The organism is Aquimarina spongiae, assembly GCF_900141785.1.
Classification (GTDB): domain Bacteria; phylum Bacteroidota; class Bacteroidia; order Flavobacteriales; family Flavobacteriaceae; genus Aquimarina; species Aquimarina spongiae.
Map to the genome: position 1 here is coordinate 228,068 of NZ_FQYP01000002.1, position 15,370 is coordinate 243,437.

The window sequence follows — 15,370 nt, forward strand, 5'->3', positions numbered from 1 at the left end:
TAGTCGCAAAAAACCAGGTCAAACCAAAACCTAACTATTTGATAAACAAATAATAAAACAACCTTTATTCGATTACGGGAAAAGTGTAAAAATTTGATGGTGTTTTTTCTAAAAAACTGAATGTTTTACATAGTAAAATGATAGATTTGATTAACAAATTTCAACAAACACTAAACAAGATATTCTAAGTCCTAAGAAAATACATCTAAGTCTTATCTTTACAAAAAACAGCAAATGAGCACTTTAGCTTTTGAAACACATTTACATTCTGGACATACCTTTATTCTTCCTGATAAAATTGCCCATAATTTTCTTGACCAAGGTTATAAAAGAGTAATCGTTACTATTCTGTTTGATGACAGATCAACTTCCTTTCACGCTGCTATTCAAAAGTTTAACAATCAATATCACATTACTTTTAATAAAGCCAATCAAAAAAAGATGAAGATATTTCCTTCGGATTATTTTACGGTAGAGTTAACAGAAGACACCTCTAAGTATGGCGTAGAAATGCCCGAAGAGTTCGATGCCGTTCTACAAAGTGATCCAGAAGCCTTTGAGATTTTTGAATCTTTGACTGATGGTAAAAAAAGAAGCCTTATTTATTTTATACTAAAAATCAAAAACTCGCAAAATAGGATTAATAAGGCCCTGATTATCACAGAGAATCTTAAAAGAGGAATCAGAAATGCTCAAGAATTGATAAAAAAAATATAATCATACACTAAGTGACCATTACTTCTTACAGAATGATTTCATTCCCGAATCTTTTGTAATGATCGAAAACTACACTATCTTACCCTAGTAAACAAAGGACAAGTTATAATTATGAAAGCGTTACCATTGATAGTCTTTGCTTTCTTGTCAATCATAATTGTTGGCTGTAAAGGTGAAAAAAAACAGGAAATAGATCCGACTACTACAGTTGAAAAATTATACAAAAAAAAGGAAGGCGAAGTTAAAACGATTACTATTACACTAGACCCTAAGAGTGATAGCAAAGTTTCGGGTAAAGTTACTTTTATCGAAACTGAAGGTATTGTTAATATGACAGCAGAACTCAACGGACTAAATGAAGGAGAACATGCTATCCATATTCACGAAAAAGCAGATTGTTCATCTCCTGACGGAAAATCTACGGGAGGACATTGGAATCCTACCATGGAACCTCATGGAAAATGGGGAGCAAAAGAAGGTTATCACAAGGGAGATATTGGGAATCTAAAAGCGGATGCTGAAGGCCATGGAGTGATTAATTTTGCAACTACTGAATGGTGTATTGGATGTGATGATGACAAGAAAAATATTTTGGGCAAAGCAGTAATTGTACACCAAGGAATCGATGATTTTACTTCTCAACCATCTGGAGCCGCAGGTAGCCGAGTAAGTTGCGGTGGAATCATACAATAACATATACTAAAAAAAGAAATGGTTAAACGAGCTCTTTTTCTTTTAACACACTAAATCATTATTTAATAGTTTACCCTCACACTCTTTAATGCAACCCACAGCACTTATAATAGCATTACAAAACAAAGAGCAATCTGCTTTACAAAGCATTTATGACATGTATGCTACTAATGTCTATGGGATTATTTATAATATATTAAGAGATAAAGAATTATCCGAAGAGGTTTTACAAGACGTTTTTATTAAAATCTGGAATAATGCACCTTCCTATTCAGAAAAAAAAGGTAGGTTCTTTACCTGGATACTCAATATTGCTCGTAATGCGGCAATTGATAAAACCAGATCAAAAAGTTTTAAGAATTCCTATCAAAACCTTGAAGCCGAAAATTTCGTAGATATATTAGAGGACAACAATAATTTTTTAAGTAAAGTAGATAGTATAGGAATAAAAAAATACATCAGTGCTCTAGAGCCTCTTTGTAAAAAAATAATTGATTTGCTGTTTTTCAAAGGGTTTACCCAAAAAGAAACAGCAGAAACTCTGGATATTCCTTTGGGAACAGTAAAGACCAGAAATAGGATTTGTATCGATAAACTAAAACAAGTCTTAGAAGTATAACAAATACATGGATATTAAAGAATACATAGCATCCGGGATTTTAGAACTTTATGTTTATGGTTCTCTTTCTGAAAAAGAGAATACCGAGGTGTATGCTATTTTGCAAGAACATCCAGAAGCTCTGGCGGAGGTTGAGCGAATCGAAAACTCTTTGAAGGAACTATCTGCTGCTGTAGCACCGGATTTGGATACTTCCATATACTCAAAAATTGAAAATCGTATAGATCCTGAAGATAACTCTGTAATTCCTATTACCAGAAAACGAAGCAATTTACCGATGTATATTGGTTGGGCAGCTTCAGTCGCCTTATTAGCTGGTTTATTTGTACAATTGAATAAAAATAAGGAGCTAAGGCAACAACTGGTAGAAAACCAAATAGAAAAACAATTGCTTGAAGGCAAAATTCAAGTAGCAGAAGAAGATTTATCTCAAACCAAAAACTTACTAAGCGTTTTACGTAATAAAGAGTTTATCCAGGTACCATTAGCTGCTCAACAAGTGGACCCTAATGCTTATGCTACAGTATATTGGGACAAAGAAAATCAAAAGGCCTATATTGATGTAGCGGGGTTACCCACTCCTCCTCCCGGAAAAGTTTATCAGGTTTGGTCATTAGGCTTGAATCCCTTGACCCCGACAAGTATGGGAACGTTAGACGCTTTTACCGATAATAAAAATAAGATCTTCTCCTTATCCAACCCTAATAATTCCGAAGCCTTTGGAATCACCCTAGAACCAGAAGGTGGAAGCGAATCTCCTACATTAGAAATGTTATATACGCTTGGTGCGGTAGAATCATAAAAAAAGGGTTAAGACAACATCCTAACCCCTTTATTATTTTTACAAACTTTTCTTAGTTCGTCTCTGTAATCATAGCGTCGCTATTCATAAAGATGTTGGCTCCAGAAAGCTTGTCGATCTCAAAACTGAATGATGTTGTTGGTGTATCAAATTGCTCTGAGAAGTTGTTTGGTGTATTAAATCTTCCTGTTCCGTAGTTGAAGTTGATCTCGCACATTTCGTATCCTGCATTTACAGAATATTCAATTTTTAATCGCGTATCGCTTACAGAAGACACGTTGATGTGTCCAACTTCGGTACTAGTGCTGATATCACATCCATTTGGATTCGTGATCAATTCAATATTAAATCCAGCATCTCCTCTACTATCGATAAACACATATGCTAAGAACGTGTTGAATACGTCATTCTCGCAGAATCCACACTCTTCGTGGAATCCATATGCTTTTACACATTCTGGTGCACAACTTTTAACACAGTACTCAAAAGAACGTACCCACTCTCTATAGTAGTAACATCCAGAGTAGTAAGAATATCCATACTCCTGAGTTAAGTTTTTGTTGTATGCAAACGCAGAATAGAAACACTTGCTGTCTGCATCGTAAATTTTAGAATACGCTACAATCTCAAAACAATCTAAGTTAATAGATGATAATGGAATAACGTATGCTGCTTTCTTCGTTCCTCCAAAGTAGTAAGGAAAAGCTTTATAGTTAAATTTACGTAAATTAGGAAATCCATTAGAATAAAATGGAATTTGTCCTTTTTCACCAATATACAGATATACTTTTTTCATATATCTAGACTTATTGGCCTTAAAGAATAAATATAAGTTTTCTCCGTCGTTAGTAACTTCTACTCTACCTACTCTTTTCTTTTGTGATCCAACTAATAGTGGAATAACTTTAGTTTCTCCACAACCTGCTGCCTTAACATCATCAAGAGTTAAATCAGTTGGTTTTAATAATGTATAATCGTAGTGACCATACGTTTTTGCACCAAATTCTTCAGGAGCGTTTTCTTCTTCATCGTGTCCTCCCTCTTCTTTGGTTAATCCTTCTGACCCGTCATTTTTAACAAAGTCAGGTTCTGCAACTTCACTTGCAGGTTCTTCCATTAGTTCATTTTCCTCACTCTTGTTACAAGATGTGTAAACAAAAAATAAAGCAATGAACGCATACTTCAATACTGATACGTAATTTGTTTTCATATAAGAATGGTTTTTGGTTGAAATTTCCCCTTTTGTGGGGTCAAAACTAATAAAAAATAGTATTCAAAAGATGTGATAATCAGGCAAAACCGACATAAACAATGATAAATTCGATGATCTTCACAACTCATATGTCAGAATACCCAAATAGTAAGATTAATAATACAAAAAAGCTTGCCTACTCCCCCAAGTAGACAAGCCATCATCTAAACATCAAAAAACAAAAATCAAAAATTGTATATAAGTTATACTCCCACAAGAATGTATGTATTCTCTGGCGTAAATGATATATCATTACTGGTTGCAAAAATCAATCATAAGTTCTGGACTTTTACAGCAGTAATCGGACCTAACTCATAATCGCTCTCTATCAATTCCTCCTTGATCACTTCCATTTTATCCAAAAGCCCATTCACCTTATAAATCTGAGCAATGTGCAGATTGGCAACTGGCTCAAAGGTTTTGTCCACTACGTGTGCATTCACCAGATTCAAAGCTTGCTGGTATTCTCCTTTTAGATACAAGATGTATGCTTTCAAGTCATATGATTGAGGTGTAGGTCGATTGTTAATCTCAATTTCTGCCAATGCCATAGCTTTATCGTACTGTTTATATTCTTCGGCAAGCAATATCGCATTATGAACATTATACATTACCCCATAGTTGGGATTGTCTACTCCTTCCTTGTAGTCCTTTATATTGTCTTCCTTTTGCGTTTGATCTGCCAAATACTCACTGATTTCTGCTTTGAACAAGTAATAGTCCGGGCTCTTACTGTTTGCAATCACGTTGTCCATTATCCTTAGAGCTTCCTGCGGTTTCTTTTCGTAAGAATAAGCTATCCAAGCGATACCCTTTTTGGCATAAGTATATGAAGGATCGATCTCCAGCGCTTTCAAATAATGTTGATACGAATCTTTGATCCTACCTGCATGCCCATAATAATCGCCCAAATTGGTGTAAGACCATAACATGAGTGCTTTGTTGTTCTTTTGTTCTACAAGTTTTGTGGCTTTCTCCATATACTTTATGGTCAAATCGAGATTACCTTTGAAATCACTCCACTTTGCCAATCGAATTAAGAAGTTGAAATCATTATGATCTGCGATCTTTTCTAAATGTTTTGAAGCATTATTGTATTCTCCTAACTCCATCGACACATCAAACAACACCATTGTAGCAGCCTTGTTATCATTAATTGCTCTTGCGATTTTTGCAGCTGCCTTTGCATCTATAAAACGATGCTGAGTAATATAATTTTGTGCAAGAGCTAACCAATAATTCTCTCTTTTGAAAGCGGCTATATCTGCAGATTTTTGTAATATTTGTTCGGCTTTTTTTAGGTATGAAATCTCACCTGTGGCCTGAAACAAATCGGTATATGCTTGAGCCACGGGACCCATGGATGTAATTTGGGTACTATCTTCTTTTATTCTTGCATTCCAGAATGCTAATTCGTGCTCTGCTTTCAGGATCTTATCCTGATGATCTATTTGTAAATAGCTATCATAATCGCTTGTATTACTTATTCTTTCAGTGTCTTCTTTACAAGAGAGGAAAAGGATTACAGCTATAAAAATATATAAGATTTGAATTGTTTTCATCTGTTTAAGATTTGAATGTTTAGTTTTTTAAACCACCGCTACGTATGGAACATTACGTCATGGTATTCATAATGCTGCAACTCCTATGACATATGGTAGATTTATTTGATTGCAACATTATATGTAGTAGCGGTGGTCAAAAATTTAGTTTTTTATGAAGCGTGTGGCGGTTCTAGATAAGGAAATGAAGCCAAAGGAGTTTCTCCGGATGCATCCACTCCATCACTAACCAAAATCGGAAGATCTGCATTTCCATCTCCATCAAGATCCTGCCCATTAAAACGATCTCCGTTTTGTCCTCCAAAAATCAATATCAATGAAATATCAATGACATCATCTGTAAGTCTTCTACCCGTTAATAGATTTGTACCGTCAAAATAAGTAGTTGGAGCATCTGGTGCTACCTGTAGTACATCTGCCGCCAAAAATGTGGTAAGTTGTACAGCGTCTTGACCAAGAATATTATTTTCATATTGTGCTCCGTATGCACCATAAAGACGAACTGCTTCTTCTAAAAATAACGGTTGAAAAATGGGCACTCTTTCTGAAGGAATAGTAACATTAAAGGCATCTTTGTTTGCTCCATCATCAAATCTCAGTAATGCACTGTTTATTGCCGGTCTCCCCATTTGATCTACCTGAGCAAAAGTTCCTGTAAAATCAGGTCCTGGATCAGGAATATTTGGATTTCCATCGTCATCATTGTTACAGCTTGTTGCAAACAATAAAGTGATCAAAAGTAGGGTGCTATATTTTAAAATTTTCATGATTATAGTTTTTAAAAATTAGATTATTGTTTTCTTTTGGTTTCTACCCATGCATTAAATACTTCAACATTTGTTCCTGCGGGGTGGCTAAATGTTCCTCCTAATAAAGAATTAGGAACTTCGATTACTACGGCCAGCACATTGGTACCATCGAATGTATCAGTTCCGTTTCTATTGAAACCTTCTGGAACTACTTGACCGCGAATAACTTGTGAAAAACGATCAAAATCGAAGAAAAAAGGATCTTCTCTAAGCCCAGCGAAATAAGAAATTCCATTAGCTGTAGCCGTATTAGCCGTTGCCCCCGTACTAATTACTACTTCTCCGCGCAGAGATGTGGTTTCGTCGATTACACTGTTTAACCCTGTATTTGATGGAGCATAAGGACCAAAGAAATACATCGTTCCATTTCTTGGAATGGCTTGGATTACCATGTCTTCGACCATATCACCATCGTTATCAATATTGATTTCGATCAGGATATCTTCATCAAAAGAAGCATCTGCTCCAGGCATCTGCAATCCTTGTACAGTAGTAGCAAAAACTGTATTGTCTGGATTTGCTCCTTCGTAAGCATAAAAATCGGCAATGTCTGCTCTGGCATCACCTCCGTCTGCTAATCGAATACCTGGCGCATCAATGTGATCTGCCGCAATAAGTATTACTGCAACCAGAATTAGTAAGCTACTAAACAAAAGCACGTTTGTTTTTTTAATAGAGTTCATTTTTTTAGTTTTTAAAAAGTTTACGCCTATACTTACGAGCCATTATTAGGGTCGGTTTTCTTGATATCGTTAAATGTTTGTTAATGATTATCGTAAACATCATAGCACCAACGTTACTGTTTAGAAAAAAAATAAACCTAAATTTGTAATAAACTGGTAGATTAATGAACCCTTCTACTTCTGGATGGATTGATAAATATCTTAGAGATTTGGATGATGACTCTGAAAGGCTTCAGTGGTCATTTGAACAATTATATGCGGGATTGAGAAGTGCCGGTTTTATTTACGGGACTTCCATCCATTCTTTAATAGATAGTAGTTCAGACATTACCTATTCTGAAGAAGAAAAAACAAAAATCAATTTATTAACTGCTTTGGTTGTGGTGTATTACGACACTATACAGAATGCTAATCCTAAAGATTGTATTAATGCATTAGTTCAATTTTATGGCTTTCTAGACACCAAAAAATCGTTTTTCTCTTTTTCTAACGTACTCCCCACCAATAAAACGGAAAAGCTAGAAAAGATCATTCATGCCAGAATACAAACGAATGAATCGATCTTCAGAAAAAACTTTAGTCACTTGCTCACCAATGCGCTCTTGTTTATTGATGTTTTGGCTTTTGATTATTTCTTGATTCATAATAAAAACCCTTTTGAGTACGCTGCCAAACTAGAAGAAACCTTAACCAATACAGTTTTTCTAGCATTAAACTCTAAAGATGAACAAAATGAACACGATAAATTATTAATAAAGTTGTTTGCTTCGTCGGTGAGATACACCAATATTTCTACTGAAGAAGATGCAAGTTTCGATTATATTGAGTTGGATCCTTATACAGATGACATTGAAAAAAAATACATATTAGATCTATCCAGTATGGCTATTTGGAATGATAAGGAATTGGATCAAGGAGAACAAACCTTTATGTCGGCACTGGGAGCAGAACTCAAATTATCAAATGCCGAGGTAAAAGAATCCATAGATATGGTTCATGAATTCATCAATGCTCATAAAGAGCAGATTACTTATTTCAATTATTCGAACCCTGCGTTACATTTCTATCAGCAAACCTCAAGAACCGTAAGTATTTTGGTATTGAGAAATAAGAAAAGGTTGATCAAGGAAATTACTGAAAGTAAAGAACTAATGATTTTATTAGGTCAGTCTGCTATGAGAGAACTCTCTAAAGAAGAAAAACAACAGGTAAAACAACAACTTATAGATATTTGCAAGACCATTCCTTCTCTTGCTATATTTATCTTACCAGGAGGAAGTCTTTTGCTTCCCCTACTCATAAAATTTATACCTCAGCTGCTACCTTCTGCGTTCAACGAAAATAAATAAGTTATACTTCTAATTTTTCTAACTCGTTATAATTTCTTTTTAGTCTTCGGGTAATAATACCATAAATAACTCTATAGAATAACGCAATAAACCCGATAAAGATAAGACCAAGAATAATAGAGCTTACTATAATAATTGTTGTAGACGCTTGCCCCAGATCTGCTTGTTTTTGGTAATGATCTGTAAAGGCTGCCAGATATATGGTAAAAGACATAAAGGTTAATGCAAAGAAACCGATATTAAACCAAACGTAATATTTAACTGTTTTTCTGGTTCTGAAAATGTTTTCCATCAAAACCTTGGCAGAATCTGTAGTTTGAATTTTCTTATAATTTAAATAAAACCGAACCACAAAAAACACGATCACTGCATAATATACTAATGAAAGTCCTACAATAAAGCCTCCACTTAACAGTTCGTCTACTTGCTCTTGTTCTGTATACCCATTTACCCTAAGGAAAATATCCAATAGTACCCATAGCGAGAACTCCAATAGACTTATAATGAAAATCCACTTTACCATCGAGGACGATTTTTTCAAAATCATCTTGTAGATCTCATTATATGATAGTCTTGGCATTGCAGTATCCTGCTTCTTCCAATCTTTTTTTAATAACTCTAATTCATCCATACGGGATTAGGGATTTAATATTTTTTTCAATTTTGTCTTTACCCGATTCATTTTTACTCTGGCATTTACCTCACTAATACCCAAGGTATCAGCGATTTCTTTATAAGATTTATCTTCCAGATATAAAAAAACCAGGGCTTTTTCTATATCGTTAAGCTGCTTTACCGCAGCGTACATTAATTTTAATTGTTGCTCTACCTCATCATCATAATCTTCAGCTTTAATTCTGAAATTCATCGCATCCAGATCCGTAGTTTTTATACTTCTCTTGGATTTCCTATACAACGTTATTGCCGTATTCAAGGCTACCCTATACATCCAGGTGCTAAATTTTGCATCCCCGCGAAATTTGGGGTAAGCCTTCCAAAGTTGAATTGTAATCTCTTGAAACAAATCATTATGTGACTCAGAATCACTGGTGTAGATCCTACAAACCTTGTGAACAATATTTTGATTTTGTTCAAGATTGGTTACAAAACTATGTTCTAATTCTTTATCCATTTAGTCAGTTACACCTTATATGTAGTCGGCAAAACTAATCTGTTACAACTTTTGCTAACAAATTATTACTTTTTTAAGCAATACAGAAAATGGATATCAATAAAACTTTCTTCATAAAAAGAAGCAAAACCCATACCAATTTTATATTTCTTTTGCTATATTTAATCATCCAAACAGGTTAAAGACTAATTATCGTCGCCCCTTGTTATCGATGAAAGTAATTACCCTTTTTTAACCTTTTACCCCTATAACATTGTCTTGTTTTTCAAAAATGCATCATGTTTAAAAAATTAAATAATTTAAACACGTATGACTGTTGCTTTGGTTGGAAATGATACAAGTGTGTTAAACACCATAAAAAAATACCTAATAGAAAACTTTGCATATGTTTTCTCATGCGACTCTGTGGACATATTCGAAGTATATGACAAAAACATTCAAAAATACTCTCATGATTTAGTCTTATATGATTTCCCTGAAGATCAGAATAATTTGGAAATCATCCGGAAAATTATCAAATCCAAATCATACATATTTCCTATAGTTTCCGAAAACCCTGATACCGTAGATTTATTAAAGCAAAACGATATCAGGTATCTAAAAAAGCCTATCAACTTCGAGGAACTACATTTTTTTGTGGATAGTTATTACACTTTCAAATCAAAGGAACTAGAAATAAAACAAATCATCAAAGAGTTAAAACTTACCGCTCCAAAAAGAAGAATTGCCATTCCTCAGGAAAGACAAATTCTTATGATTCCAGTTAATGAAATTTTGTATATAAAAGCAGACATTAACTATTGCAAAATCTTTTTACCCGATAAAGGGAATATCTTAGTTTCCAAAACGCTAAAAAACTTTGAGCAGCAGCTTATTAACAACCCAGAATTTTATAGAATTCATCAATCTTACCTCATTAATTTGAACTATATCCAAAAAGTGATTAAAACCAAACTTTTGCAGGTAGAAATGAGCAATGGAGATATCTTATCTATTTCGAAATCCAAACGAACAGAGTTTTTGAATCTAATTTTAAAATAAAAGAGACACTCCTTACTAAAGTGTCTCTTTGTATGACAGTAGTGTCATCAATACATTATTAATAATACTGTATTAACAATGGAAATCCAATCTAATCAAAGTGTATTATTCCTTACTTTTCTGTTCGTTTATTGATTCTTACTTTTCTGTTTAATTTCCCGTATACAAAAAACAAAAACTTAAAGCGTTACAGAGCAAACTATTACTATAGATGCTACTACCAATAAAGACATATAAATATCCAGTGAATTAATTGCGAATTTTTTCATGACTGTATTTTTAAGATTAAAATAAAGGTCTTCGTATCTAAAGAATACTATAGAATACGTTGCAATTCGGTCTCAATTTCTCCATGAATTGGAAAAACTATGATATCAAATTTCACCAGTGATAAATTCACGTGTAGAAAAATTGAGAGTAACTTCTATTGGCGATGTGCTAAGAATGTGGTAATGTGTCCGGTGGTGGTAAAGTGTATTTTCTGATCATAACATAACAATTAGGTTAAACAATTCAATTTGGGTATGTTTTTATATTATGACGAAGTGTTGTACGTTGTAAAAGTTCCTTACTAATAATTGATTATAAGCGATTTACAAATATTAATACTTTTACATATGCAATTTGGGAATTAATCACTGTTTATAAAAAATTAATTTATTATTCCGGGTTAAAATGCCCCTTTTATGGATTAATTGGTTATTATTTGTACTTTTTTCGTCGCTCTAATTTACCAAAAACAAACCTAAAAACACAATTTACTTACGTAAAAACCATAAAAAATCACCAAAAAACAAGTTAAAAACCACATTTTCAAGAGAAAAGGGTCACTATAATTACTGCAAAACCATAAATCCTTAGAAAATTTAAATACAAAATTGTTTATTAAAACACATTAAGATCCGTTAAGCGTATTATCTGTATGTATTCTGTTTTTAAGTACTAAATCCCTTCTTCAACTAGCTAATTCCAATTATCTTTGTAGTATTCCATTATTGCATGAATACAACCGGAGAAATAAGATCACTGTTGGAATTTTGATGCTAAAAAATTATACTAAATAGTAAAATATGAACATACCTTTCTCTAACGTACCTAGATTGGTAATTATTGGTGGTGGGTTTGCAGGTGTTGCTCTAGCCAGAAAAATGATCAAAGAAGACGTTCAACTTGTTTTATTAGATCGACAGAATTATCATACATTTCAACCTTTACTCTATCAAGTATCTACCTCTTCCCTGGAACCTGATTCTATTGCTTACCCTCTAAGAAAAATTGTAAAAAGAGGTAAGAATACATTTTTCAGAATGACAGAAGTAACATCTATTGATCCCAACATTCAAAAAGTATACACCAATATTGGTGAAATATCATATGACTACTTAGTAATTGCTACTGGTGCCAAGACCAATTTCTTTGGAAACAAAACTATCCAGGACAACGCCATGCGGATGAAAAATCTCCCGCAGGCTTTGAACCTTCGCAGTTTGATGTTGGAGAATCTTGAGCAGGCTGTAATTACTTCGGATCCTGAAAAAAGGAAGGAATTGTTAAACTTTGTATTAGCTGGAGCAGGACCAACAGGTGTTGAACTTGCTGGAGGTATTGCAGAATTAAAGCTCAATGTACTCCCCAGAGATTATCCGGATATGAATTTTGATGAAATGCAAATTCATTTGATAGAAGGGGCACCTAGAGTATTGCCACCTATGAGTCAAAATGCTTCAAAGAAAGCTACCCAATTTCTGGAAAAATTGGGAGTGCATATTCATGTAAACACTCAGGTTACCAATTACGAAAACAATCTGGTGACCACCAATACAGACCTGACTATCAAAACAGCTACATTCATATGGTCAGCAGGAGTTACCGGTGCACCCGTAAAAGGATTAAAAGCAGAAACTCTTATTCCCAGAGCTAATCGTTATAAGGTAAACTCCTTTAATCAAGTAGAAGGCTATGAAAATGTATTTGCTATTGGTGATATTTCTGTAATGGAAACCAAGAACTACCCTAAAGGACACCCTATGGTAGCACAACCTGCTATACAACAAGGAACCCACCTTGCCAAAAATTTTAAAAAGCTCTTAAAGGGTAAACCTATGACCCCTTTCAAATATTTCGACAAAGGTTCGATGGCAACTATAGGTCGAAATAAAGCAGTGGTTGATATTGGCAATTTTAAATTTGGAGGATTTTTCGCCTGGTTTATATGGATGTTTATCCACCTTTGGTTCTTGGTTGGTTTTAGAAATCGTTTTGTTACTTTCTTCAACTGGTCCTATAACTATATTAATTACGATAAAGCCGCCCGGCTTATTGTAAGGCCTTTTAAGAATAAGGAAAATCCCATAGAGGAAGCTGTTTAACCATATCTATCTTCTACTTCACAAAGCTTGTAACCTAAAATAAAATACCTTGGGTAATGCTTCTGTGTACTAATTATTCAATTGATCATGGATTTTTAACAGTTCGGTAAGAGTTTGTTTTGAATGCTTTTAAGAAGAATCACTTTTGTCTCATCAATCAAAATGATTCTTAAGCATGAAACAATTACTAACCGTAGCATTTATTTTAACCTCTTATCTTACTCAGGCACAAACCACCATCAACGGAACTGTAAAAGATCCTTCTGGAATCCCTATACAGGGTGCAAACATTTATCTGGATGGAACCTACGATGGTTCTTCTACAGATGAAAATGGTGCTTTTACTTTTACCACAACAGAAACAGACGTTCAAACTCTGGTAGTATCGTTCTTATCTTTTGAGACTTATTACCTTACCCAAGACATCAACACCTTAAGCAACCTAACCATCACCTTAAAAGAAGATGTTAACTCTCTGGATAGTGTAATTCTAAACGCAGGAACGTTTTCTGCAGGTGACAATAGTAAAGCTTCAGTACTTACTCCATTGGATATCGTCACCACGGCCGGAGCAGATGGTGATTTTATAGGAGCTCTGCAAACATTACCTGGAACCTCTAATAACGCTGAAGACGGAAGACTTTTCGTTCGAGGAGGAAACGCAGACGAAACCAACGTATATATTGATGGATTACGAGTGTTTCAACCCTTTGCGGCTACTACCAATAATATCCCTACTCGTGGCCGTTTTTCTTCTTTCTTATTCAAAGGAACCAATTTTTCTACCGGAGCCTATTCTGCAGAATACGGAGATGCGCTATCCGGAATCCTTCAACTCAATACCATTGACGAGCCCGATCAGAACAAGACAGACCTTCAGTTTATCAATGTTGGATTAGGAGGCGGACATACCAAAAAATGGGAAAACAGCTCTTTAAGCGTAAATGGATTTTATGTAAACCTGAAACCATATCAGGAAATTATATCCCAACGTGTAGAATGGATCAAACCTTATGAGTCTTTATCTGGAGAAGCGGTATATCGTCATAAATTAGGGAACGGACTCTTAAAACTTTATGGAGGATTAAGCTATGCAAATTTTGATTTAATACAAGAAGACATTAACGTTCCAGAAGGAGTCAACTTTGCTTTAAAAAATAGAAATCTGTACTTCAACTCGTCTTATGCTGCTTCTTTGGGCAATGACTGGAAAATTAACACAGGAGCCAGTTTTGCCAACGATTTCAATGATATTGGAATTGACGATACGGATATTAGAGATGATATCAATAGTTTTCATTTTAAAGTGAAGCTAAGAAAGAGATTCAGTAATCGTTTCAAACTGAATTTTGGAGCGGAGCAATTCATCAATCAATTTACAGAAAAAGTAGAGGTTCCTGAAGTTGATACTTTTAATACCGAATTTGATAACAATAGCACCGCGGCTTTCACCGAAGCTAACATATTTTTCAGTAAAAAACTGGCCCTACAAGTTGGAGTAAGAGGAGTACATAATTCATTACTGGACTACACCAGGGTATCTCCAAGAGCTTCGTTTGCGTACAAGACCTCTTCAAAATCACAGATATCTCTGGCTTATGGAGATTTTTATCAAGCTCCACAGCAAAATGTACTAAAATTCAATAATACCCTAGATCCCGAAAAATCCTCACACTACATTATCAATTACCTCTATCAACACGATAGAAGAACACTTCGGTTAGAAGGATATTACAAGTCTTATGAAGATCTGGTAAAATTTGATAGTGACCTCCCCCAGTTCGATAGTTTGTATAGCAATGAAGGAGATGGCTATGCCGCAGGAGTAGATCTATTCTGGAGAGATAACAAATCCATAAAAAACCTAGAATATTGGGTAAGTTATTCTTATCTGAATACCGAGAGAAACTATAGAAATTATCCAAACAGAGCCACTCCGAATTTTGCAGCAGAACACAATCTTTCTTTGGTGACCAAATACTGGATTACAAATTGGAAATCTCTGTTGAGTATGACCTACAACTTCAATTCAGGAAGACCTTACAATGATCCTAACCAAGGTGCTTTTCAGAATCAGAAAACCAGAACATTCAACTCTCTCAATTTCAGTTGGGCATATTTGCTAAGCCAGCAAAAGATATTGTATTTCTCAGTATCCAATGCGCTTGGGTTTAATAATGTATTCAACTATCAATATTCGAATACGCCAGATGTTAATGGAAATTTTGCCAGAAGAGGAATTCGTCCTACTGCTGATCGATTCTTTGTTGTAGGATTCTTTTGGACCATCAGTGATAATAAAAATGACAATCAATTAGACAATTTATAAACCAAAAATTCAG

At 34.5% G+C, this 15,370-nt stretch carries 14 protein-coding genes; 8 read left to right on the forward strand and 6 right to left on the reverse strand.

Annotation, left to right across the window (positions count from 1 at the left end; translation table 11 throughout):
• The first annotated feature begins 234 nt into the window (after window positions 1–234).
• From BUE24_RS05685 to BUE24_RS05700, 4 genes are all read left to right on the forward strand, one after another.
• Window positions 235–717: a YdeI/OmpD-associated family protein gene (locus tag BUE24_RS05685; RefSeq protein ID WP_073314834.1), complete on the forward strand. Its 483-nt coding sequence runs from the start codon at window positions 235–237 to the stop codon at window positions 715–717.
• A 111-nt stretch (window positions 718–828) separates the two neighbouring features.
• The gene (locus BUE24_RS05690; protein WP_073314836.1) at window positions 829–1,410 is read left to right on the forward strand and encodes a superoxide dismutase family protein; all 582 of its coding nucleotides are present in this window, start codon (window positions 829–831) and stop codon (window positions 1,408–1,410) included.
• 88 nt (window positions 1,411–1,498) lie between these two features.
• Complete coding sequence (locus BUE24_RS05695; RefSeq protein WP_073314838.1) at window positions 1,499–2,029, forward strand: RNA polymerase sigma factor; 531 nt, start codon at window positions 1,499–1,501, stop codon at window positions 2,027–2,029.
• Between the two features lie 7 nt (window positions 2,030–2,036).
• Window positions 2,037–2,831 carry an anti-sigma factor gene (locus BUE24_RS05700; protein WP_073314840.1) on the forward strand — a complete coding sequence of 265 codons (795 nt, stop codon included), beginning with the start codon at window positions 2,037–2,039 and terminating at the stop codon, window positions 2,829–2,831.
• A 52-nt stretch (window positions 2,832–2,883) separates the two neighbouring features.
• Here BUE24_RS05700 and BUE24_RS05705 read toward each other — a convergent pair whose 3' ends face one another.
• From BUE24_RS05705 to BUE24_RS24365, 4 genes are all read right to left on the reverse strand, one after another.
• Complete coding sequence (locus BUE24_RS05705) at window positions 2,884–4,041, reverse strand: hypothetical protein (protein WP_073314842.1); 1,158 nt, start codon at window positions 4,039–4,041, stop codon at window positions 2,884–2,886.
• A 314-nt stretch (window positions 4,042–4,355) separates the two neighbouring features.
• Window positions 4,356–5,645 (reverse strand): tetratricopeptide repeat protein, encoded by a 1,290-nt coding sequence (locus tag BUE24_RS05710; RefSeq protein WP_073314844.1) that lies wholly within the window; start codon window positions 5,643–5,645, stop codon window positions 4,356–4,358.
• Window positions 5,646–5,797: 152 nt separating this feature from the next.
• Complete coding sequence (locus BUE24_RS24360) at window positions 5,798–6,412, reverse strand: DUF4331 family protein (RefSeq protein WP_073314846.1); 615 nt, start codon at window positions 6,410–6,412, stop codon at window positions 5,798–5,800.
• Window positions 6,413–6,435: 23 nt separating this feature from the next.
• A complete protein-coding gene (locus BUE24_RS24365; RefSeq protein WP_342039416.1) occupies window positions 6,436–7,137 on the reverse strand; it encodes a DUF4331 family protein in 702 nt (233 codons plus the stop codon).
• Window positions 7,138–7,301: 164 nt separating this feature from the next.
• On the opposite strand from BUE24_RS24365, the gene BUE24_RS05725 reads away from it, so the two are divergent.
• Complete coding sequence (locus BUE24_RS05725; RefSeq protein ID WP_073314848.1) at window positions 7,302–8,486, forward strand: LETM1-related biofilm-associated protein; 1,185 nt, start codon at window positions 7,302–7,304, stop codon at window positions 8,484–8,486.
• Between the two features lies 1 nt (window position 8,487).
• Here BUE24_RS05725 and BUE24_RS05730 read toward each other — a convergent pair whose 3' ends face one another.
• Entirely contained in the window at window positions 8,488–9,117 is a 630-nt protein-coding gene (locus tag BUE24_RS05730; RefSeq protein ID WP_073314850.1) for a hypothetical protein, read from the reverse strand.
• Window positions 9,118–9,123: 6 nt separating this feature from the next.
• Window positions 9,124–9,618, reverse strand: a complete 495-nt coding sequence (locus BUE24_RS05735) for an RNA polymerase sigma factor (RefSeq protein WP_073314852.1) — start codon at window positions 9,616–9,618, stop codon at window positions 9,124–9,126.
• A gap of 309 nt (window positions 9,619–9,927) precedes the next feature.
• On the opposite strand from BUE24_RS05735, the gene BUE24_RS05740 reads away from it, so the two are divergent.
• The 3 genes from BUE24_RS05740 (at window position 9,928) to BUE24_RS05750 (ending at window position 15,357) form a co-directional block, all read left to right on the forward strand.
• A complete protein-coding gene (locus BUE24_RS05740) occupies window positions 9,928–10,659 on the forward strand; it encodes a LytR/AlgR family response regulator transcription factor (protein ID WP_073314854.1) in 732 nt (243 codons plus the stop codon).
• 1,070 nt (window positions 10,660–11,729) lie between these two features.
• Complete coding sequence (locus BUE24_RS05745; protein ID WP_073314856.1) at window positions 11,730–13,028, forward strand: NAD(P)/FAD-dependent oxidoreductase; 1,299 nt, start codon at window positions 11,730–11,732, stop codon at window positions 13,026–13,028.
• 175 nt (window positions 13,029–13,203) lie between these two features.
• Window positions 13,204–15,357, forward strand: a complete 2,154-nt coding sequence (locus BUE24_RS05750; RefSeq protein WP_073314858.1) for a TonB-dependent receptor — start codon at window positions 13,204–13,206, stop codon at window positions 15,355–15,357.
• Window positions 15,358–15,370 lie beyond the last annotated feature (13 nt).

What these genes read in the sequence shown, in the direction of transcription:
- BUE24_RS05690 (WP_073314836.1), top strand. Translation starts at nt 829, where the DNA reads ATGAAAGCGTTACCATTGATAGTCTTTGCTTTCTTGTCAATCATAATT.
- BUE24_RS24360 (WP_073314846.1), bottom strand. Translation starts at nt 6,412, where the DNA reads ATGAAAATTTTAAAATATAGCACCCTACTTTTGATCACTTTATTGTTT.
- BUE24_RS24365 (WP_342039416.1), bottom strand. Translation starts at nt 7,137, where the DNA reads ATGAACTCTATTAAAAAAACAAACGTGCTTTTGTTTAGTAGCTTACTA.
- BUE24_RS05730 (WP_073314850.1), bottom strand. Translation starts at nt 9,117, where the DNA reads ATGGATGAATTAGAGTTATTAAAAAAAGATTGGAAGAAGCAGGATACT.
- BUE24_RS05685 (WP_073314834.1), top strand. Translation starts at nt 235, where the DNA reads ATGAGCACTTTAGCTTTTGAAACACATTTACATTCTGGACATACCTTT.
- BUE24_RS05700 (WP_073314840.1), top strand. Translation starts at nt 2,037, where the DNA reads ATGGATATTAAAGAATACATAGCATCCGGGATTTTAGAACTTTATGTT.
- BUE24_RS05695 (WP_073314838.1), top strand. Translation starts at nt 1,499, where the DNA reads ATGCAACCCACAGCACTTATAATAGCATTACAAAACAAAGAGCAATCT.
- BUE24_RS05725 (WP_073314848.1), top strand. Translation starts at nt 7,302, where the DNA reads ATGAACCCTTCTACTTCTGGATGGATTGATAAATATCTTAGAGATTTG.
- BUE24_RS05735 (WP_073314852.1), bottom strand. Translation starts at nt 9,618, where the DNA reads ATGGATAAAGAATTAGAACATAGTTTTGTAACCAATCTTGAACAAAAT.
- BUE24_RS05705 (WP_073314842.1), bottom strand. Translation starts at nt 4,041, where the DNA reads ATGAAAACAAATTACGTATCAGTATTGAAGTATGCGTTCATTGCTTTA.
- BUE24_RS05710 (WP_073314844.1), bottom strand. Translation starts at nt 5,645, where the DNA reads ATGAAAACAATTCAAATCTTATATATTTTTATAGCTGTAATCCTTTTC.
- BUE24_RS05750 (WP_073314858.1), top strand. Translation starts at nt 13,204, where the DNA reads ATGAAACAATTACTAACCGTAGCATTTATTTTAACCTCTTATCTTACT.
- BUE24_RS05745 (WP_073314856.1), top strand. Translation starts at nt 11,730, where the DNA reads ATGAACATACCTTTCTCTAACGTACCTAGATTGGTAATTATTGGTGGT.
- BUE24_RS05740 (WP_073314854.1), top strand. Translation starts at nt 9,928, where the DNA reads ATGACTGTTGCTTTGGTTGGAAATGATACAAGTGTGTTAAACACCATA.